The sequence below is a fragment of the Agromyces sp. CCNWLW203 genome (assembly GCF_036576125.1).
Classification (GTDB): Bacteria; Actinomycetota; Actinomycetes; order Actinomycetales; family Microbacteriaceae; genus Agromyces.
In genome coordinates this window covers 191,882-210,707 of record NZ_JAZHYX010000004.1, presented here as the reverse complement: position 1 = coordinate 210,707, position 18,826 = coordinate 191,882, and the positions used below count along the sequence as shown (strand labels likewise).

The 18,826-nt window shown below is 70.4% G+C and carries 18 protein-coding genes; 12 read left to right on the top strand and 6 right to left on the bottom strand.

Annotated features, from left to right (window positions below; all coding sequences use genetic code 11):
- The first annotated feature begins 113 nt into the window (after positions 1–113).
- The 4 genes from VPH61_RS11320 to VPH61_RS11305 all read left to right on the top strand — a co-directional run bounded on the left by VPH61_RS11320 (position 114) and on the right by VPH61_RS11305 (position 4,340).
- Positions 114–1,328, top strand: a complete 1,215-nt coding sequence (locus VPH61_RS11320) for an ABC transporter substrate-binding protein (protein WP_332063592.1) — start codon at positions 114–116, stop codon at positions 1,326–1,328.
- Positions 1,329–1,330: 2 nt separating this feature from the next.
- On the top strand, positions 1,331–2,530 hold the full coding sequence (locus tag VPH61_RS11315; RefSeq protein ID WP_332063754.1) for an ABC transporter ATP-binding protein: 1,200 nt from the start codon (positions 1,331–1,333) through the stop codon (positions 2,528–2,530).
- 2 nt (positions 2,531–2,532) lie between these two features.
- Entirely contained in the window at positions 2,533–3,444 is a 912-nt protein-coding gene (locus tag VPH61_RS11310) for an ABC transporter permease (protein WP_332063591.1), read from the top strand.
- 80 nt (positions 3,445–3,524) lie between these two features.
- Positions 3,525–4,340 (top strand): ABC transporter permease, encoded by an 816-nt coding sequence (locus tag VPH61_RS11305; protein ID WP_442879096.1) that lies wholly within the window; start codon positions 3,525–3,527, stop codon positions 4,338–4,340.
- A gap of 103 nt (positions 4,341–4,443) precedes the next feature.
- Here VPH61_RS11305 and VPH61_RS11300 read toward each other — a convergent pair whose 3' ends face one another.
- Both VPH61_RS11300 and gabT read right to left on the bottom strand, forming a co-directional pair.
- Positions 4,444–5,433: an asparaginase gene (locus VPH61_RS11300; RefSeq protein WP_332063590.1), complete on the bottom strand. Its 990-nt coding sequence runs from the start codon at positions 5,431–5,433 to the stop codon at positions 4,444–4,446.
- A gap of 5 nt (positions 5,434–5,438) precedes the next feature.
- A complete protein-coding gene (gene gabT, locus VPH61_RS11295; RefSeq protein WP_332063589.1) occupies positions 5,439–6,815 on the bottom strand; it encodes a 4-aminobutyrate--2-oxoglutarate transaminase in 1,377 nt (458 codons plus the stop codon).
- Between the two features lie 82 nt (positions 6,816–6,897).
- Here gabT and VPH61_RS11290 point away from each other — a divergent pair, with 82 nt between their 5' ends.
- A complete protein-coding gene (locus tag VPH61_RS11290; protein WP_332063588.1) occupies positions 6,898–7,386 on the top strand; it encodes an OsmC family protein in 489 nt (162 codons plus the stop codon).
- Between the two features lie 21 nt (positions 7,387–7,407).
- On the opposite strand, the gene VPH61_RS11285 is transcribed toward VPH61_RS11290, so the two are convergent.
- Together VPH61_RS11285 and VPH61_RS11280 are read right to left on the bottom strand one after the other, a co-directional pair.
- Positions 7,408–8,346: a hypothetical protein gene (locus tag VPH61_RS11285; RefSeq protein WP_332063587.1), complete on the bottom strand. Its 939-nt coding sequence runs from the start codon at positions 8,344–8,346 to the stop codon at positions 7,408–7,410.
- Positions 8,347–8,392: 46 nt separating this feature from the next.
- Entirely contained in the window at positions 8,393–9,151 is a 759-nt protein-coding gene (locus tag VPH61_RS11280) for a lysophospholipid acyltransferase family protein (protein WP_442879089.1), read from the bottom strand.
- An 84-nt stretch (positions 9,152–9,235) separates the two neighbouring features.
- Between VPH61_RS11280 and VPH61_RS11275 the strand changes: the two genes are divergently transcribed.
- From VPH61_RS11275 to VPH61_RS11250, 6 genes are all read left to right on the top strand, one after another.
- Positions 9,236–9,874 (top strand): 4'-phosphopantetheinyl transferase family protein, encoded by a 639-nt coding sequence (locus tag VPH61_RS11275; protein ID WP_332063586.1) that lies wholly within the window; start codon positions 9,236–9,238, stop codon positions 9,872–9,874.
- A gap of 49 nt (positions 9,875–9,923) precedes the next feature.
- Complete coding sequence (gene dxr, locus VPH61_RS11270) at positions 9,924–11,015, top strand: 1-deoxy-D-xylulose-5-phosphate reductoisomerase (protein WP_332063585.1); 1,092 nt, start codon at positions 9,924–9,926, stop codon at positions 11,013–11,015.
- Positions 11,016–11,083: 68 nt separating this feature from the next.
- Entirely contained in the window at positions 11,084–12,409 is a 1,326-nt protein-coding gene (locus VPH61_RS11265) for a M50 family metallopeptidase (RefSeq protein WP_332063584.1), read from the top strand.
- A 115-nt stretch (positions 12,410–12,524) separates the two neighbouring features.
- On the top strand, positions 12,525–13,736 hold the full coding sequence (locus VPH61_RS11260) for a sensor histidine kinase (RefSeq protein ID WP_332063583.1): 1,212 nt from the start codon (positions 12,525–12,527) through the stop codon (positions 13,734–13,736).
- A complete protein-coding gene (locus VPH61_RS11255) occupies positions 13,733–14,395 on the top strand; it encodes a response regulator transcription factor (RefSeq protein ID WP_332063582.1) in 663 nt (220 codons plus the stop codon). Before VPH61_RS11260 ends, VPH61_RS11255 begins: the two co-directional genes overlap by 4 nt.
- 149 nt (positions 14,396–14,544) lie before the next feature.
- The gene (locus tag VPH61_RS11250) at positions 14,545–14,856 is read left to right on the top strand and encodes an SHOCT domain-containing protein (RefSeq protein WP_332063581.1); all 312 of its coding nucleotides are present in this window, start codon (positions 14,545–14,547) and stop codon (positions 14,854–14,856) included.
- A gap of 82 nt (positions 14,857–14,938) precedes the next feature.
- On the opposite strand, the gene VPH61_RS11245 is transcribed toward VPH61_RS11250, so the two are convergent.
- Entirely contained in the window at positions 14,939–16,195 is a 1,257-nt protein-coding gene (locus VPH61_RS11245) for a low temperature requirement protein A (RefSeq protein ID WP_332063580.1), read from the bottom strand.
- A gap of 65 nt (positions 16,196–16,260) precedes the next feature.
- Entirely contained in the window at positions 16,261–17,445 is a 1,185-nt protein-coding gene (locus tag VPH61_RS11240; RefSeq protein WP_332063579.1) for an acetyl-CoA C-acetyltransferase, read from the bottom strand.
- Between the two features lie 146 nt (positions 17,446–17,591).
- Here VPH61_RS11240 and VPH61_RS11235 point away from each other — a divergent pair, with 146 nt between their 5' ends.
- The gene (locus VPH61_RS11235; RefSeq protein WP_332063578.1) at positions 17,592–18,788 is read left to right on the top strand and encodes a substrate-binding domain-containing protein; all 1,197 of its coding nucleotides are present in this window, start codon (positions 17,592–17,594) and stop codon (positions 18,786–18,788) included.
- The last annotated feature ends 38 nt before the right edge of the window (positions 18,789–18,826 follow it).

The window sequence follows — 18,826 nt, the reverse complement described above, 5'->3', positions numbered from 1 at the left end:
GCACGAGATGTTCGCAGAAATTAACGATTCGGACATCATCGAGTGATTTCAGCCCAGCAGTGTGTCAGTATCTTCCCACCCTTGCACTGCAGCAAACCGAAACGGAGTCCCCCGTGAATCGACGCCCCCTGCCCCAGGACCCGATGATGCGAGCGCTCATCACCCAGGCTCGCCAGATGCAGTTGAATCGACGCACGCTGCTCGCCGGAGCGGGTGCCGGAGCCACAGCGCTCGCGCTTGCAGCGTGCTCGACGGGCGGCTCGCAGGGCAAGCCGACGCCCGCGGCCGACACCTCCGAGACCGACAAGACGCTCAACTGGGCGAACTGGGCCGCCTACATCGACGAGGACGACAGCGGCGCCTACCCCACGCTCGAGCGCTTCACCGAGGAGACCGGAATCACGGTCAACTACGAGGTCGCCGTCGATGACAACAACACCTACTACGGCAAGGTGAAGGACCAGCTCGCGCTCGGCAAGGACATCGGTGCCGACACCGCGGTGCTCACCGACTGGATGGCCGCCCGCTGGATCCGCTTCGGCTACACGCAGGAACTGAACCACGACAACATCCCGAACATCGTGAACCTGAACCCGGCGCTCCGCGACCCAGACTTCGACAAGGGCCGGGCGCACACGCTGCCCTGGCAGGGCGGCTTCGCGGGCATCTGCTGGAACAAGGAGGCGATCCCCGGCGGCATCGAATCCGTCGAAGACCTGTGGAACTCCGAGCTCAAGGGCCGGGTGGGCGTGCTCTCCGAGATGCGCGACACCATGGGGCTCATCCTGCAGCAGAACGGCGTCGACATCGCGAGCGACTGGGGCGACCCCGAGTTCGACGAGGCGATCGAGGTGCTCCGTGCACAGGTCGAGTCCGGCCAGGTGCGCAACATCAAGGGCAACTCCTACCTCGAAGACCTCAAGAGCGAAGACACCCTCGCCGCGATCTGCTGGTCGGGCGACATCACCGTGATCAACGCCGAGGCCGGCGACAAGTGGGAATTCGCGATCCCGACCGCCGGCGGCACGCTGTGGAACGACAACTTCCTCGTGCCGATCGGCTCGCCGCGCAAGGCCAACGCCGAAGCCCTCATGAACTTCTACTACGACCCCGAGGTCGCCGCCGAGGTCGCCGCCTGGGTGAACTTCATCACGCCGGTCGCCGGCGCGAAGGAGGCCGCCATCGCGATCGACCCCGAGCTCGCCGAGAACCAGCTCATCTTCCCGAACGAGGAGACGCTCTCGAACGCGCACATCTTCCGTTCGCTGAGCGGTGCCGAGGAGCAGAAGTACCAGGCGCAGTTCCAGAGCATCCTCCTGGGGGCGTGAGCGTGTCGGTACGGGAGTTCGCCGAACGCGGCGCAGATCTCGAGCTCGTCGGCATCCAGAAGCGGTTCCCCGGCTTCACCGCGATCGAGGACCTCGATCTCACGATCCCGGCCGGTTCCTTCTTCGCCCTGCTCGGTCCGTCGGGTTGCGGCAAGACGACGACGCTCCGGCTCGTCGCAGGCCTCGAAGAGCCCACGAGCGGGCGCATCCTCATCGGCGGCCGCGACGTCACGAGCACGAAGGCGCACGAGCGCCCCGTCAACACGGTGTTCCAGAGCTACGCGCTCTTCCCGCACATGTCGGTGCTCGAGAACGTCGCGTTCGGGCTGAAGCGCCGCCGCATCGGCGACGCACTCGGCCGGGCGCATGAGGCGCTCCGCCTCGTCGAGCTCGATCACCTCGCGCAGCGCCGCCCGGCGCAGCTCTCGGGTGGTCAGCAGCAGCGCGTCGCGCTGGCCCGTGCCATCGTGAACCGTCCGGCGCTCCTGCTCCTCGACGAGCCGCTCGGCGCGCTCGACCTGAAGTTGCGCCGGCAGATGCAGCTCGAGCTGAAGACGATTCAAGAGGAGGTCGGACTCACCTTCCTGCACGTGACGCACGACCAGGAGGAGGCCATGACCATGGCCGACACGGTCGCGGTCATGAACAAGGGCGCGATCGAGCAGATGGGTGCGCCGGCCGAGCTCTACGAGCTGCCGCGCACCTCCTTCGTCGCGAACTTCCTCGGCCAGTCGAACCTGTTCACGGGCGACGTCTCGGGTTCGACGGATGCCGCGATCACGGTCGACATCGCCGGTGCACGCGTGGTCGTGCCGACCACTCGGGCGCAGCGCCACAAGGGCCGCGTCACGATCGGGGTGCGACCCGAGAAGGTGACGCTGTCGCGCGAGCCAGTGCCCTCGTCCTCCGACCGCAACGCCCTCGGGCCCGGGCGGGTCGTCGACGTGTCCTTCTCCGGCGTGAGCACGCAGTACCTCGTCGCGATCCCCGGGGCCGGTACCGTCACCGTGTTCGCGCAGAACACCGGATCGGGTCCGGTCGTCGGCGAGGGTGCCGAGGTGTGGGTCTCCTGGCCGGTCGAGCACGGCTTCGGCCTCGACGACGTGGCCGAGCCCTCGGCGCGGTTCGCGGCCGACGACGACACGACGTCGATCGCAGCACTGCGCCGTGAGGAGCTCGTCACGGAGCTCGAGGAGGGCTGACCATGGCCTTCGCCGCCTTCCAGACCGCAGAGGTCGTGCCGCAGGCGCCGCGGAAGCGCAGCAGGATCGCCCTGTTCCTGCTGCTTCCCGGCCTCCTCTACCTCGTGCTGTTCTTCCTCACGCCGCTCATCTCACTCCTGCTCACCTCGCTGCAGGCGCCCGCGGAGTTCGGCGACATCGGGCAGTACGACTACGCGTTCAACTGGCAGAACTACGTCACCGTGATGAGCGACTACTGGCCGCACATCGTGCGCTCCTTCGGGTACGCGCTCGCGGCCACGGTGTTCGCGCTGCTCTTCAGTTACCCCCTGGCCTATTTCATCGGGGTGAAGGCGCGGCGGTGGCCGATGCTGCAGGGGCTCATGCTCGTGCTGGTGATCGCCCCGTTCTTCATCAGCTTCCTGCTGCGAACCCTCGCCTGGAAGCAGTTGCTCTCCGACGAGTCCTTCGTCATCACCTCGTTGAAGGCGCTCTCGCTCATGGCGCCCGACGCGCACTTCACCGGCACTCCGTTCGCGGTGATCTTCGGCCTCACGTACAACTTCATCCCGTTCATGACGCTGCCGCTGTACACGACGCTCGAACGACTCGACCTGCGTTACCTCGAGGCGGGCAGCGACCTGTACGCGAACCCGTTCACGGTGTTCCGCAGGGTCACCATCCCGCTGTCGATGCCGGGCATCGTCGCCGGCACGCTGCTGACCTTCATCCCGGCCGCAGGCGACTACGTGAACGCGAGCCGCGACTTCCTCGGCGGGCCCGACACGCAGATGATGGGCAACGTGATCGAGGCGAACTTCCTCGTGCTGCTGAACTATCCGGCGGCCGCGGCGCTCTCGATCATCCTCATGGCGGCGATCCTCGTGCTCGTCGGCGTCTACGTGAAGCGATCCGGAACGGAGGACCTGCTGTGAGCGGAGAAGTCCAGGCGGCCGCCGTGCTCGGCGGTCTCGGCGAGAGCCAGGAGCTCGACTCGCGAGGCCCGCGCGGGCGGGTGCGTGGCCGGCGACTCGGGCTCGGCGACTGGCTGCTGCCGGCGTACACGATCATCGCGTTCGTGTTCCTGCTCATCCCGATCGCCTACACGTTCGTGTTCTCGTTCAACGACTCGATCAAGTCGAACATCTCGTGGCGCGGGTTCACCTTCGACAAGTGGCTGAACGTCTGCACGGTCGAGGGCGGCGCCGTGTGCGAGGCGTTCGGCAACAGCATCGTCATCGGCGTCGCGGCCACCGTCATCGCGACGACGCTCGGCACGATGATCGCAATCGCGCTCGTGCGCTACCGATTCCGCGCGCGCGGAGCGATCAGTCTGCTCCTGTTCCTGCCGATGGCGACGCCCGAGGTCGTGCTCGGCGCCGGACTCGCGGCGCAGTTCCTCGCCGTCGGCGTCGCGAAGGACATGACGACGATCATCCTGGCGCACACGATGTTCTGCATCAGCTTCGTCGTGGTGACGGTCAAGGCTCGGGTCGCAAGCCTCGACCCGGCCCTCGAAGAGGCGGGCCGCGACCTCTACGGCTCGCCGTCGCAGGTGTTCTGGAGGGTGACGTTCCCGCTGCTGCTTCCCGGGATCGTAGCGGCGGCGCTGCTGTCGTTCGCGCTCAGCTTCGACGACTTCATCATCACGAACTTCAACTCGGGCGCGGTCTCGACCTTCCCGAAGTACATCTACATCTCGGCGTCGCGCGGCATCCCGGCCGAGGCGAACGTCATCGCCTCGGCGGTGTTCCTCTTCGCCCTGGTGCTCGTGATCGTCGCGCAGGTCTCTCGCGCGGCACGCGCGAAGCGGCTCGCGAGACTCGGCTGACCCGAACGGCCGAGAGCGCGAGCAGCGGATGCCGCGGCGGGAGCTTCCCGCCGCGGCATCCGCTTCTCGTGTCGGCGCCGGCTGGATACCGGTGCCGGGCGATTCAGATCGTGGCGCGGATGGCGCCGACGCGCTGCTCGCCGCCCATGACCCAGAGGTCGAGCTCGGTCTGCACGGCGTCGATGGCCTCGTGCTCGATCGCACCCGACTGCGCGAGGAGCCGCAGTGCGATGATCGTCGACGCGCGGGGCGAGCCGTCGAGCACCTTGAGCGCCACGGTCGTGCCGTCGGGTGCGGTCATGACCATGACGCCTTCGGCGCCGATCTTCGCGAAGACCCCGAGGCGCTCGACGGCGACGGTGTCGGGCTGGCCGGGGCCGCCGACGGCCCACGCGTGCTCGCGCACAGCTTCGGTGAGCGCCGCCGCCTCGCGGTACAGCGCGAACGGCGAACCCGCCGCGGCGGTCGTGATCTTCTGGATGCCCCGGCCGAGGCCGCCGAGGCTGATGGCGTGCACGGGTGCGCCGCAGCCGTCGATCGCGGTCGCCGCGGGGCGTTCGCCCGTGAAGCGCTCGATGACGTCGAGCACGCGCTTCTGCAGCGGGTGGTCGAGCTCGAGGTAGCTCTCGAGCGGCCACTCGTTCGCGACGCACGCGAGGAGCATCGCCGAGTGCTTGCCCGAGCAGTTCATGTAGACCCGCTCGCGCGGTCCGCCCGAGCGGATCAGCTGCTCGCGCGCCGCATGGTCGGTCGGGGCCGCCGGCGGGCAGCCGAGCGCCGACTCGGGCAGCGACTCGCGCTCGAGCAGACGTCGCACGAGGGCGACGTGCGCGGCGGTGCCCGAGTGGCTTGCAGTGGCGATCGCCGCGTCTTCACCGCGGAGCGTGACGCCCGAGGTCATGACGGCGACGGCCTGGAACGGCTTCAGGCAGGAGCGGGGAAGGATCGGGGTGACGACGTCGCCGAGGGCGCGCAGCACCTCGCCTTCGGGGGAGAGCACGACGGCGGAACCCGCGTGACGGGACTCGATGAAACCATTACGTTCGACCACGGCGAGCTCGACGGCGTCAGATACTGAGAATGTTCCGGTCACCTGCGTTATCCGAGCGAGGCGAGGGCGTCGTCGAGCACACGGAGCCCGTCTTCGATGAGCGCGTCGCTCACCGCGAGACTCGGCAGGAACCGCAGCACGTTGCCGTACGTGCCGGCGTTGAGGAAGAGCACGCCGTGCTGGGCCGCGTAGGCCACGAGAGCCGTGACGGCCTCGGCGTTCGGCGCCTTGGTCGTGTCGGCGGTGCCCGGCTGCACGAGTTCGATCGCGATCATCGCGCCCTTGCCGCGGATCTCGCCGATGATGTCGTAGCGCGCCGCGAGCTGCTCGAGCCCGGCGCGGAAGGTCGCCTCGATGCGTTCGGCCTCGGCGAGGAGGTCGTGCTCTTCGATGGACTCGAAGACGGCGATCGCCGCGGCGCAGGCCACGGGGTTGCCGCCGAAGGTGCCGCCGAGCCCGCCGGGCTGCGCGGCGTCCATGATCTCGGCGCGGCCGGTGACGGCGGCGAGCGGGAGACCGCCTGCGATGCCCTTCGCGGAGAGCACGAGGTCGGGCTCCCAGCCGAAGTGCTCGCTCGCGTAGTAGCGACCGGTGCGGGCCATGCCCGACTGGATCTCGTCGGCGATCATGACGACGCCGTGTTCGGTGCACCACGTCTGCAGCATGGGCAGGAAGCCGTCGGCGGGCACCATGAAGCCGCCCTCGCCCTGAATGGGCTCGACGACGAGGCAGGCGAGGTCGCTCGCCCCGACGACCTTCTCGAGGTAGGTGATCGTGCGGGCCGCGGCATCCGCGCCCGAGAGCCCGTCGCGGTAGGGGTAGGAGTTCGGGGCGTGGTAGACGTCGCCCGCGAGCGGGCCGAAGCCGGTCGCGTAGGGCATCGCCTTGTAGTTCATGGCCATCGTGAGGTTCGTGCGGCCGTGGTAGGCGTGGTCGAGCACGGCGACGGCGCGGCGACCGGTGTGCTTGCGCGCGATCTTCACGCCGTTCTCGACGGCCTCGGCGCCCGAGTTGACGAGCACGCTCTTCTTCTCCCAGTTGCCGGGGGTGTGCTCGGCGAGGAGCTCGGCGACGCGCACGTACTCCTCGTAGGGGGTGATCGTGAAGAGGGTGTGGATGACGTCCTGCAGTTGGTCGGCCGCGGCGGCGACGACGCGCTGCTCGGTGTGGCCGATCGTCGTCACGCCGATGCCGGCACCGAAGTCGACGAACTGGTTGCCGTCGACGTCGACGAGGATCGCGCCGTTCGCACGCTCGATGTAGACGGGCAGCGCCGACGAGACGCCGGCCGAGACGACCTTCGATCGTCGGGCCTGCAGCTCCTGCGACCTCGGACCGGGGATGGCGGTCACGATCTTGCGCTCCTGCGGCACGGTGTAGACCGGGGCGGCGGCTGTCTGGGCGTCGATGCGGGTATCAGTCATGGTTCCTCCAGCTTATCGCCGCCCCGAGACCGGCATCGGGCAGAATCGGATGGCGCGGCTCGCGTGCACGATCGGAGGAGACATGCTCGGCGAACACCACTACGAGATCGAGCTCGAGTGGCAGGGCGATCGCGGCACCGGCACCTCGGGGTACCGCGACTACAGCCGGCAGCACGTCGTTCGGGCGGCCGGCAAGCTGCACGAGATCGCGGGGTCGAGCGACCGCACCTTCCACGGCGATCGCGAGCGGTGGAACCCCGAGGAACTGCTGCTCGCGGCGCTCGGCGAATGCCACATGCTCTCGTACCTGCACGTCGCGACGAACCACGGCGTCGTCGTTCGCAGTTACACCGATCAGCCCACCGGCACCATGCGCGAGGACGGCAGGGGCGGTGGCGCGTTCGTCGAGGTCGTGCTGCGACCGCAGGTCGAGGTCGAGGATGCCTCGATGCTCGAGCTCGCCGGGGCGATCCACGTCGAGGCCGCCGAGAAGTGCTTCATCGCGGCATCCGTGGCCTTTCCGGTGCGGCACGAGCCGGTCGTGACGGTCGCGTCGGTCGACCGGTCGTGACGGGCCGGCCGGTGGTGACCGTCAGTCGGCGCTGAGTCGCACGGGTGGCACCGCGGGCAGCGTCGCCTCGGGGATCGGGCACGGGTGCCCGCCGACGAGTCGGCTGCACGGCGGCAGGAACCCGGGGTAGCGCTCGTCCTGCGGGTCGCCGAACCAGCGGTGCCAGAGTCGCCAGAAGTTCAGGTTGCCGAACGCCGAGCAGCCGTCGCCCGCCTCGGGGTCGGCCACGGCCGCCGGGTTCGGCTGGTAGGGCGTGTAGTTGTAGAGGTTCGCCGTGGCCTGGTTGGCGATGGCGACGGATGACGCGCCGCACGCGGCATCCGGATGGAAGCCCACGTCGACCGCGCCGATGCGGTACGGCCGGTCGGGCTGCTCCGTGTACTGACGGAACTGCCAGGCGGCGTTGTAGACCTGGTTGAAGAAGCCGAAGTACTTGGTGTCGCAGTCGGCGGTGTCGGGGCAGCCGTATCCCGTTGCGCGGAGGTAGCCCGACTCGCTCGGGCGGGTGAGCAGCGACTGCTCCTTCTGGAGGAGCACGAGCAGGGTCTTCGGGCTGACGCCGCACGCCGCCGAGACCTTCGAGACGATGCGGCTCGCCCGTTCGCGGATGCCGCCGCGGTACTCGGCGCAGTGACCGGGGCCGGCGGCGGCCTGGGTCGTCGTGCTCTGCTTGAAATCGGCGAGGCACGGCACGCGGTCTTCGGGGCGGCAGTCGAGTCCCTCGAAGAACTCCTGGATCTCGTCTTCGCTCATCGCGCCGCTGTCGTAGAACGAGTCGTCGCTCACGATGTAGCCGGGATCGAACTCGGTGGCGGATGGAATCGGACGGTCGACGACCGCCGGCGCATCGATGCCGCCGGCCGCGGCCTTGGGCACGTCGGCGGGGCCCGCGCACGCGGCGAGCGCGAGCACGACAGCCACCGTCGCGGCGACGCGGCTGATGATCGAAGCGGGGCGCATCGGACTGACGATACCGGGACGAGGCCCGGATCGGCTGGGAATCCGGTCAGATCCGCTCGCGCGGCACGACCCGGTCGGCGAGCTTGGCGAGGGCGCCCTGGGGCGGGGTCTCGTTGTAGGCGCCCGCGAGTTCCTGCTCGCTGAGTGCGTGGATCGCGGCCATGATCTCGTCGGTCGCGGCGCGGCGGGCGCGACCCGAGGTCGCCTGGCCGTGCCGGGCGAGGTCGAGCGGTTCCCCGAACCGGACCGTGACGGGGCGCACGCGGGGCAGCTTCGCCCCGACCGGCTGGATCTCCTCGGTGCCGATGAGGCCGACGGGGACGACCTTCGCACCGGTCGTCAGCGCGAGCCAGGCGACGCCGGTGCGGCCACGGTAGAGGCGGCCGTCGAGCGAGCGGGTGCCCTCGGGGTAGATGGCGAACGCATTGCCGGCGTCGAGGATGCGCCGGCCGGCGTCGAGCGCCTCCTGCGCCTGCGAGCCCGCGCCTCGTTCGACCGCGACGGCGCCGATCGCGCCGAAGAAGGTGCGCGAGACCCAGCCCGAGAAGCCCGTGCCCGTGAAGTAGCTCGACTTCGCGAGGAACTGCACGGGTCGCGGCGACGCGAGCGGGATCACGATGCTGTCGACGAACGAGAGATGGTTCGAGGCGAGGATGACCGGCCCCCGCATGGGAACGTGCTCGGCCCCGGTGATCTTCGGCCGGTAGACGAGCCGCACGAGCGGGCGGAGGAAGCCGCGGACGATGCGGTACAGCGGACCCTGCCGCACGGGTGCGGGCACGGCGTCGCCCTCGATCTCTGTCACCGTTCGACCCTACGGGCGGCGACATGCGCGCCGCGGCATATCCGATCCGCCCGCGCGTCGGCCGGCATGCGAGAAGATGGGGGCATGGATGTCGCGGCCGACGGTGAACTCATCGAGCTCGACACCTGCGGCGTGCGGGTCGTCGTGATGACTCGCGGGCGTCGCGGCCCGGCCGCCGACACGGTGCTGCGCGGGCTGCTCGCGCACGCGACGGGCGTGCCCGCCGACGATGTCGAACTGGTGCACGCCTGCGTCGAGTGCGGGGCACGGCACGGCCGGCCGTCGGTCGCCTACCCGCTCACGCCTTCGGGCGCCACATGGTTCGCCGACGTCGCCGTGTTCGGCGATGCCGTCGTCGGCGCGGCGGCTACGCGGCATCCGGTCGGTGTGGGCATCGAATCGGCCGCGCTGGAGTCGGGCGCCGTCATCGATGAAGCGGCCTTCCATGCGAACGAGCGGGCCGCGCTCGACCGCTTCGACCCGGCGGCGCGGGCGATCACCCGTGCCACGCTGTGGGCGCGCAAGTCCGCGTTGCTGCGCGCCGTCGGCCACACCGAGTTCATCGAGCCGTCGAGGCTCGCGCTCACGCTGCCGAGCGACGACGGCGGCGTCGGCAGTATCGAGGTGAGCCCGCCCGAATTCGGTTCCGGATGGCGCGGCATCCGCTTCCACGACCTCGACGTGCCCGGCAACCGCGCAGCGACCGTGGCCGTACTCTCCTGACGCGCCGGTGCTCCTGACGGGCGGCCGCGCGCTCCCATACAGTGGGGACGTGCGCTCCGTCATCATCCTCGGCTCATCCGGTTCGATCGGCACCCAGGCCCTCGACGTCATCAGGGCGAACCCTCGCCGGTTCGACGTCGTCGGTCTCGCCGTGGGGTCCAATCGGGCACTCCTCGAGGCGCAGGCCGCCGAATTCTCGGTCGAGCACACGGCGGTCGGTATCGAGGAGGCCGAGCAACTCGTGCGCGACGTCGACGCCGACGTCGTGCTGAACGGCATCACCGGCTCCGTCGGCCTCGGGCCGACTCTCGCGACCCTCGAGCGCGGCACGACCCTCGCCCTCGCGAACAAGGAGTCGCTCATCGTGGGCGGCGACCTCGTGACCCGCCTCGCGAAGCCGGGCCAGATCGTGCCCGTCGACTCCGAGCACTCCGCGATCGCGCAGGCACTGCGCTCGGGCACCGACGACGAGGTGCGCCGACTCGTGCTGACCGCCTCGGGCGGTCCGTTCCGTGGTCGCCGGCGTGACGAGCTCACCGCGGTCACCCCGGCCGAGGCCCTCGCCCACCCCACGTGGGACATGGGCCTCGTCGTGACGACGAACTCCGCGACGCTCGTCAACAAGGGCCTCGAGGTCATCGAGGCGCACCTGCTCTTCGACGTCGAGTACGACCGCATCGACGTCGTCGTGCACCCGCAGTCGATCGTGCACTCGATGGTCGAGTTCGTCGACGGCTCGACGATCGCGCAGGCCTCGCCGCCCGACATGCGGCTGCCCATCTCCCTCGGCCTCGACTGGCCGAACCGGGTCGCGGCGGTCGGCGCACCCCTCGACTGGACGCGGGCTCAGGAGTGGACGTTCGAACCGCTCGACGGCGAAGCGTTCCCGGCGGTCGCGCTCGCGAAGCAGGTCGGTCGTGCCGGCGGCGAGTACCCCGCCGTGTTCAACGCGGCCAACGAGGAGGCGGTCACGGCATTCCACGCTGGGCGTATCGGCTTCCTCGACATCGTCGACACCGTGCGGGGCGTCGTCGAGCACCACGAGGCATCCGATGCCGTGCTCTCGGTCGCGTCGCTGGCCGAGGCCGAGCGCAGCGCCCGCCGGGCCGCCGGGGCCCGCATCGCCGCGATCTCGGGCTGAGTTCGCGCGCGGCTCGCTCACAGCCGACCGCCAGCGCACTCGAAGCCGGCGGCACTACGCTTGCAGCCGTGGATTCCGTGCTCGCCTTCATCATCGGCGTCGTCATCATCGTGATCGGCCTCGCCGTGTCGATCGGCCTGCACGAGATCGGGCACCTGGTGCCGGCCAAGATCTTCGGCGTCAAGGTCACCCAGTACATGATCGGCTTCGGCCCGACCCTCTGGTCGCGCAAGAAGGGCGAGACCGAGTACGGCGTGAAGGCCATCCCGCTCGGCGGCTACATCTCGATGATCGGCATGTTCCCGCCGGCCAAGGGCGAGCAGGTGCACGCCGACAGCACGGGCTTCTTCCGCGGCCTCGTGCAGGATGCGCGCGACTCGAGCACCGAGTCGATCACCGCCGGCGACGAGCACCGCGCCTTCTACCTGCTGCCGGTGTGGAAGCGCATCATCGTCATGTTCGGCGGGCCGTTCATGAACCTCCTGCTCGCGGTCGTGCTCTTCGCCGTGCTGCTCATGGGGTTCGGCGTCGCGCAGGCCTCGACGACCGTCGGCTCGGTCTCGGCGTGCGCGCTGCCGGCGACGAGCGAGCGCCAGACGTGCGAGGCCGACGACCCGGCAGCCCCCGGTGCTGCGGCGGGCATCGAGCCGGGCGACCGCATCGTCTCGGTCGCCGGCGAGCCCATCGAGTCGTGGAACGAGTCGACCGCGATCATCCGCGCCCACCCCGATGAGCCTGTCGCGTTCGTCGTCGAGCGCGACGGCGAGACCGTCGAGCTCGAGGTCACCCCGATGCTGAGCGAGCGCTATGTGCTCGACGACCAGGGCCGAGTGGTGACGGATGCCTCGGGCGCCGAGCTCACCGAACCGGCCGGGTTCGTCGGCATCGGCCCCGCGACCGAGATCGTGCAGCAACCGGCGACCGCCGTGCTGCCCGCCGTCGGCGAGAACGTGGCCGGCGTCGCCGGCATCATCCTGAACCTGCCGCAGCGCATCATCGACGTCGCCAATGCCGCGTTCGGGCCCGAGGAGCGCGACCCCAACGGCCCGATGTCGGTCGTGGGCGTCGGCCGCCTCGCCGGCGAGATCGCGACGATCGACGAGATCCCGATCGCCTCGAAGGCGGCGACCATGATCGGCATCCTCGGGTCGCTGAACATCGCGCTCTTCGTCTTCAACCTCATCCCGCTGCTGCCGCTCGACGGCGGCCACATCGCCGGTGCGCTCTGGGAGGGCGTCCGTCGCGGGTTCGCCAAGCTCTTCCGGCGCCCCGACCCGGGGCCCGTCGACCTCGCGAAGCTCATGCCCGTGACACTCGCGGTCGTCGTGATCTTCGGGGCGATGAGCGCCCTCCTCATCTACGCCGACATCGTCAAGCCGGTGCAGCTGTTCTGACCGTGCCGCACATCGCCCGCGCCGTGGTGCACACCCGCTCGTACTCCGCAGGGAGTAGCGAGTGAGTCTCCGCGGAGCGGATCCGGGCGGGCGGCGCCGGCGATACGATTCGACGATGCCGCCGCACAACTGGGACGGACCGCCGCCGTGGCAGGCGTCATGGGGCGGCCGCCCCGAACGATTCCGGCCGCCGCCCGGCTTCGTGCTGATCGCGCCGGTCGTCATCAGCCTGCTCGTGCAGGTGCCCGCCGCGATCGGCATCGCGGTGTGGCTGCACGTCGGATGGGCGGCGGGCCTCGGTCAGGTCGCCCTGGCCGCAGCGGGTCCGCTCGCCCTGCTCGGGGCCAGGCGGTACCCGGGCCCCACGGTCGTCGCGGTCGCGCTCGCCGCGCTCGCCGACCTCGTGCTGGCGCCCGACCTCGGTCCGCCGTACGTCGCCGTCGCGTTCGCGATCGTGCTCGCCGTCGCGCGCGGCGCCGTCGTCTGGGCGGTCTCCTCGATCGTCGCCGTATGGGTCGCGGCGATCGTGCTCGGGTCGATGCTCGGCCAGTCGTGGCATCCGTTCCGCATCGCGTTCACGACGCTCGCGCTCGCCGCCTGCTTCGCCATCGGCTGGTTCGTGCGGGTGCGCCGCACGAGGGCGTCGGCGTACCGTGCCGAGGCGATGCGTCGACGCCAGAGCGCCGAGGAACGCGAGCGCGTGCGCATCGCCCGTGAACTGCACGACGTCATCGGCCACGCCCTGTCGCAGATCAACGTGCAGGCGAGCGTCGGCCTGCATCTCATGGACCGCGACCCCGAGCAGGCGCGCACGGCGCTCGGCAGCATCAAGGAGACCTCGAAGTCGGCGCTCGACGAGGTGCGCACCGTGCTCGGCGTGATCCGCGACGGAGAGGCCCCGCTCGTGCCGCAGGCCGAGCTCGCCGAGCTGCCGAGGCTCGTTCGCGGCATCCGCTCGCCCGGACTCGACGCCCGCCTCGTCGACCGGCTCACGGAAGCGCCGAGGCGCGCCGTGCAGTTCGCGGGCTTCCGCATCGCGCAGGAGGCGCTTACGAACGTGGTGCGTCATGCCGGCGCGACCGAGACGGTCGTGACCGTCGAGCGGTCGGGCGACGAGTTCGTGCTCACCGTCGACGACGACGGCGCCGGCGCTGCGGCCGCTCGTGATCCCCACGACGCCGCGGGCGTCGCGGGCCAGGGCGAAGGCAGCGGCATCCTCGGCATGCGGGAGCGCGCGGCACTCCTCGGCGGCTCGGTCGAGCTCGGCCCGTCGCCGCTCGGCGGCACGCGCGTCACCGCGCGCCTCCCGTGGGCAGGCGTGGCATGATCCGCGTCGCGCTCGCCGACGACCAGGTGCTCGTGCGCGCCGGCTTCCGGGCCCTCCTCGCCGCCGAGGACGACGTCGAGGTCGTCGGGGAGGCCTCGACCGGCACCGAGCTGCTCGAACTCGTGCGGCGCGAGTCCGTCGACGTCGTGCTCATGGACATCCGCATGCCCGACGGCGACGGACTCTGGGCGACCGAGCAGATCGCGGCGGATCCGGCGCTCGCCGGGGTGCACGTCGTGATCGTCACGACCTTCGAGCTCGACGAGTACGTCGCGAGGGCGGTGCGAGCGGGCGCGAGCGGCTTCCTCGTGAAGGACACGGAGCCCGTCGACCTCATCCGCGCCGTGCGGGTGGTCGCCGCCGGCGAGGCGCTGCTCTCACCGGGCGTCACGAAGCGGCTCCTCGAGCGCATGTCGATCGGGCTCCGCGACGCGCCCGACGAGCGCCTGCTCGCCGTTCTCACCGACCGCGAGCGCGAGGTGCTGCGCCTCGTGGGACTCGGCCTCACGAACGACGAGATCGCCGAGCGGCTCGTGCTCAGCCCCCTGACCGCGAAGACGCACGTCTCGCGCATCATGTCGAAGCTCTCGGCACGCGATCGCGTGCATCTCGTGGTCGTCGCCTACGAGGCCGGTCTCGTCGCGCCGGGCTGGCAGTAGCCGGCCGGGCCGGCGGTAGCCGCGACATCCCGTACTGCTCCCCGGGGAGCAGTCGAAGTGACTCCGCCGGGCGGATTCGCGGATGCCGCCCGCTCGCGAGACTCGAATCGACGGCCTGAACCGCAGGCCGCACGATCAAGGGACACACCATGCTCGCAACCCTCGCCACCACCACGGTGGTCACTCACGCCGGCCCATGGGCGGCCGGGTTCGGATGGGCCTTCTTCCTCATCCCGATCTTCTGGTTCCTCGTCATCGGCCTCATCGTCTTCCTCGTGACGCGGAATCGTCGTCGCCACTGGGCGCACGGCGGTCCCGACGGCTCGTACGGTCCGCCGTGGATGCGCGCTGGCAGCGCCGAGTCGACGCTCTCCGAGCGCTTCGCCAAGGGTGACATCGACGAGACCGAGTACCGGGCGCGGCTCGAGGTGCTTCGCACCAACCGGCCGAACGCCTCGTAGGGCGCGCCGGCGCCGCGAACCGGTGCATTCAGAGGGGCGGATGCCGCGGCATCCGCCCCTCGGTCGTGCCGCGCCCGTCTCGCTACCGGTCGAGCGCCCGGTGCAGCGCCTCGGCCTGGTGCCGGTGCCCGATCGTCTCGTAGCCGACGATCACGACGATCGGCGCGCACGCCGTCAGCACGATGCCGATCGCCATGCTCGCGCCGGCCACGACGGCCAGCACGGAGCCCAGGAGCGCCACCAGGCTGAGCACGAACAGCAGGATGTGGAACCGGTCGAACTCGCGCAGCAGCAGCGAGTAGATCGTGAAGAGCGCGACGAGGAAGACGCCGACGGGCACCGCGACCGTGAGCATCGCCGCGACCTCGCCGATGTGGGCGGTTCCGTCGATCTCGTACGCCGCCACGTGCAGGCCGGCCCCCGTCGCCGCGATCGACCCGAAGATCACGAGGTGGCCGTAGCCCCACATGAACCCGCGTTCCCTGAACCGTTGCAACACCTTCGCCGAAGGCATCGTGAAGTAGACCCACCACATGCCGAAGGCGAGCGCCGTGCCACCGAAGGCGACGAGCACCGCGTCGACGCTCCACTCGTGCTGATTCTCGATCACGGCCGAGATCGCGAGGATCGTGCCCAGCACGACCTCGCCGAGCGTGATGATGACGAGCAGTCCATAGCGCTCGGCGATGTGGTGCGCATGCCACGGGGTGCCGCCCAGACGATGTTCGATCACGTACGGGCCGAGCAGCTCGAGCGTGCCGAGCAGGGCGAAGAGGCCGAGCATGACGGGCAGCGAGGGGTTGATGAAGATCGTGATCACCCAGCCGACCTGGATGATGCCGACGACCGTCGCGTAGGCGAGCGCGCTGCGCCGGCGCACCGGATCGTGGCGGGCGACCCGCAGCCACAGGGCGACGGTGGCGACCCGCATGACGACGTACCCGGCGACCACGACGCCGTTGTCGAGGTGCGCGCCCTCGTCGATCGAGTCGAACATCGGGGGCAGGCCGAGGGCGAGCACGAGCACGCCCAGCATCTGCACCATGGTCGCGACTCGGAAGTACACGTCGTCGTTGTCGTACGCCGACGCGAGCCACGAGTAATTGATCCAGGCCAGGCAGATCGCGAAGACGGCGATCGTGAACCCGATGATCGCCGGCGCGAAGTGCCCGACCTCGAGCAGGTGAGCGGCCTGCGTGCCCGCCTGGCTGAAGGCCACGACGAACGTCAGGTCGAAGAGCAGCTCGAGCGGCGTGGCCGTGCGGTGCGCCTCGTCGGGGTCGCGCCCGACCATGCGCCGGAGCCGATGGTCGAGCGGCGGGTGCGTCGGGGTGCTCATGACGACATCGTCGCACGCGCGCGCCCCGGGCGCGAAGACGCTCGCGCTCGCCGAACGCGCGGTCGTCAGCGGGAGAGCAGGAGCGCCTCGCCCTGGCCGCCGCCGCCGCAGAGCGCGACGGCCGCGCGGCCCTCGCCGCGGCGGGAGAGCTCGAGCGCAGCATGCAGGGCCAGTCGTGCGCCCGATGCACCGATGGGGTGGCCGAGCGCGATCGCGCCGCCGTGCACGTTGACGACCTCGGAGGTGACGCCGAGCTCCCGGGCGGACTCCAGGGAGACCGCGGCGAACGCCTCGTTGATCTCGATGAGGTCGAGTTCGCCGGCCGTGCCGCCCGACTTCTCGAGGGCCGCGGCGATCGCGTTCGCGGGCTGGGCGTGCAGCGAGTTGTCGGGGCCGGCGACCTGACCTGCCGCGCCGACGAGTGCGAGCCAGGGGAGCCCGCGCGACTCGGCCCACTCGCGGCTCGCCACGACGACGGCCGCGGCCCCGTCGGAGAGCGGGGAGGAGTTGCCGGCCGTGATCGTGCCCGCCGCGCTGAAGGCGGGCCGCAGCTTCGCGAGCACCTCGACGGTGGAGTCGGGACGCACGCCTTGGTCTTCGGCCACGACCACGGGGTCGCCCTTGCGCTGCGGGATCTCGACGGGGACGATCTCGTCGGCGAACACGCCGTCGGCCTGCGCGGCACCGGCGCGCACGTGGGATGCCGCCGCGATCTCGTCCTGCGCCGCGCGCGTGATGTCGTAGCGCCCGTTGAAGCGCTCGGTCGAGGCGCCCATCGACTCGCGGTCGAAGGCGTCCGTGAGTCCGTCGTGGGCGGCGTGGTCGAGCAGCTCCCACGATCCGTAGGCCTGGCCGCTGCGCGAGCCGGGCAGCAGGTGCGGGGCGTTCGTCATGGACTCCTGGCCGCCGGCCACGACGACGGATGCCTCGCCGAGGCGGATGAGCCTCGCGGCATCCGTGATGGCGACGAGACCGGAGAGGCAGACCTTGTTGACGGTCGTGGCTGGCACCCGCCAGGGGATGCCGGCGGCGACGGCCGACTGCTTGGCGGGGTTCTGGCCGGCGCCGGCCTGCAGCACTTGACCCATGATCACGGCGTCGATGTCGTCGGGGGAGACCCCGGCCTTCTCGAGCGCGCCGCGGATGGCGACGGTGCCGAGCTCGACGGCCGACTTGCCCGCGAGGTTGCCGTTGATGCGGGCGAACGGCGTGCGTGCCCCCGCGATGATGACGACGTCGGGGATGCTCATTTTCCGGGACTCCTTCGTTCGGGTTGCGAGCTGCACTGCTCTCAGCCTATTGTACTTTCCTGAGACCTGAACCAGCTGTCAGGTTTGCGAATCGCACCACGATCTTCCCCTGTTCCAGCCATTCACTGTTGAGAGGCACACAACCCATGCGAGCTACGAAGAAGTTCCTCGCGACGGCCGTCATCGCCGCCGCGACCATCGCCCTGGTCGGGTGCGCCCCGACCGCCACCGGCGGCGCCGAATCGACGGATGCCGCGGCCCCCATCAAGGTGGCGATGCTGACGAGCCAGACGGGCCCGCTCGCCGCGTACGGTGCCGCGTACACCGCCGGCTTCGAGGCCGGCCTCGACTACGCGACCGACGGCACCGGCGCCGTCGACGGACGAGAACTCGAGATCGAGTGGGCCGACGACCAGGGCAACCCCGACACCGCCGTCTCGAAGGCGAAGGACTTCATCGGGCAGGGCTACCAGATCCTCGCGGGCACCGCGGCCTCCGGCATCGCCACCGCGCTCGCCGAGCAGGCGGCGCAGAACCAGATCCTCTACATCTCGGGCCCAGCTGCCGCCGACGCCATCACCGGCGTCAACGAGTACACGTTCCGCTCGGGTCGCCAGACCTACCAGGATGTCGCGACTGCCGGCACCTTCATCGGCGACCCGGCCGGCAAGAAGGTCGTCGTCTTCGCGCAGGACAACGCCTTCGGCCAGGGCAACCTCGCCGGGGTGCAGGCCGTGCTCGGTGGTCAGGGCGCGACCGTCGAGGGAGTGCTCGTCGCCGAGGACGCGACCGAGTTCACGCCCTTCGCGCAGCAGATCGTCGACGCCGCGCCCGACCTCGTGTTCGTGGCGTGGGCCGGTGCCTCCTCGGGCGCCATGTGGACCTCGCTCTCGCAGCAGGGCGTCTTCGAGCAGGTGCCCGTCGTCACGGGCCTCGGCGACGTCGCGACCTACGGCGCCTATGGCGACGCCTCGAGCGACATCTCGTTCCTGAACCACTATTTCGGCGGGGCGGCGGGCACCGATGCCGAGGCCGCGATGATCGAGCACCTCGAGGCCGCTGGCGCCACCGCCGACCTGTTCTCGCCCGACGGCTTCGTCGCGGCGCAGATGATCGTGCAGGCCGTGCGCGAGGGCGGCGACACCGTCGACGGCATGATCGCCGCCCTCGAGGGGTGGACCTTCGACTCCGTGAAGGGCGAGATCACCGTTCGCGCCGAGGACCACGCCATGATCCAGCCGATGTACCAGGCCAAGCTCGTGCAGCAGGGATCGGACTGGGCGCCCGAGCTCGTCGACACCGTCGACGCCGAGACGGTCGCACCGCCGGTAGCCGGCAAGTGACCAGTGCGGCGGCCGCGATCCCGAACGCGGCCGCCGCC

Bases quoted from the DNA above. Each gene is read 5' to 3' on its own strand.
- VPH61_RS11245 (WP_332063580.1), bottom strand. From the start codon at position 16,195: ATGAGCACCCCGACGCACCCGCCGCTCGACCATCGGCTCCGGCGCATG.
- VPH61_RS11290 (WP_332063588.1), top strand. From the start codon at position 6,898: ATGCTCGGCGAACACCACTACGAGATCGAGCTCGAGTGGCAGGGCGAT.
- VPH61_RS11250 (WP_332063581.1), top strand. From the start codon at position 14,545: ATGCTCGCAACCCTCGCCACCACCACGGTGGTCACTCACGCCGGCCCA.
- VPH61_RS11235 (WP_332063578.1), top strand. From the start codon at position 17,592: ATGCGAGCTACGAAGAAGTTCCTCGCGACGGCCGTCATCGCCGCCGCG.
- VPH61_RS11285 (WP_332063587.1), bottom strand. From the start codon at position 8,346: ATGCGCCCCGCTTCGATCATCAGCCGCGTCGCCGCGACGGTGGCTGTC.
- VPH61_RS11240 (WP_332063579.1), bottom strand. From the start codon at position 17,445: ATGAGCATCCCCGACGTCGTCATCATCGCGGGGGCACGCACGCCGTTC.
- VPH61_RS11260 (WP_332063583.1), top strand. From the start codon at position 12,525: ATGCCGCCGCACAACTGGGACGGACCGCCGCCGTGGCAGGCGTCATGG.
- VPH61_RS11255 (WP_332063582.1), top strand. From the start codon at position 13,733: ATGATCCGCGTCGCGCTCGCCGACGACCAGGTGCTCGTGCGCGCCGGC.
- VPH61_RS11275 (WP_332063586.1), top strand. From the start codon at position 9,236: ATGGATGTCGCGGCCGACGGTGAACTCATCGAGCTCGACACCTGCGGC.
- VPH61_RS11310 (WP_332063591.1), top strand. From the start codon at position 2,533: ATGGCCTTCGCCGCCTTCCAGACCGCAGAGGTCGTGCCGCAGGCGCCG.
- gabT (WP_332063589.1), bottom strand. From the start codon at position 6,815: ATGACTGATACCCGCATCGACGCCCAGACAGCCGCCGCCCCGGTCTAC.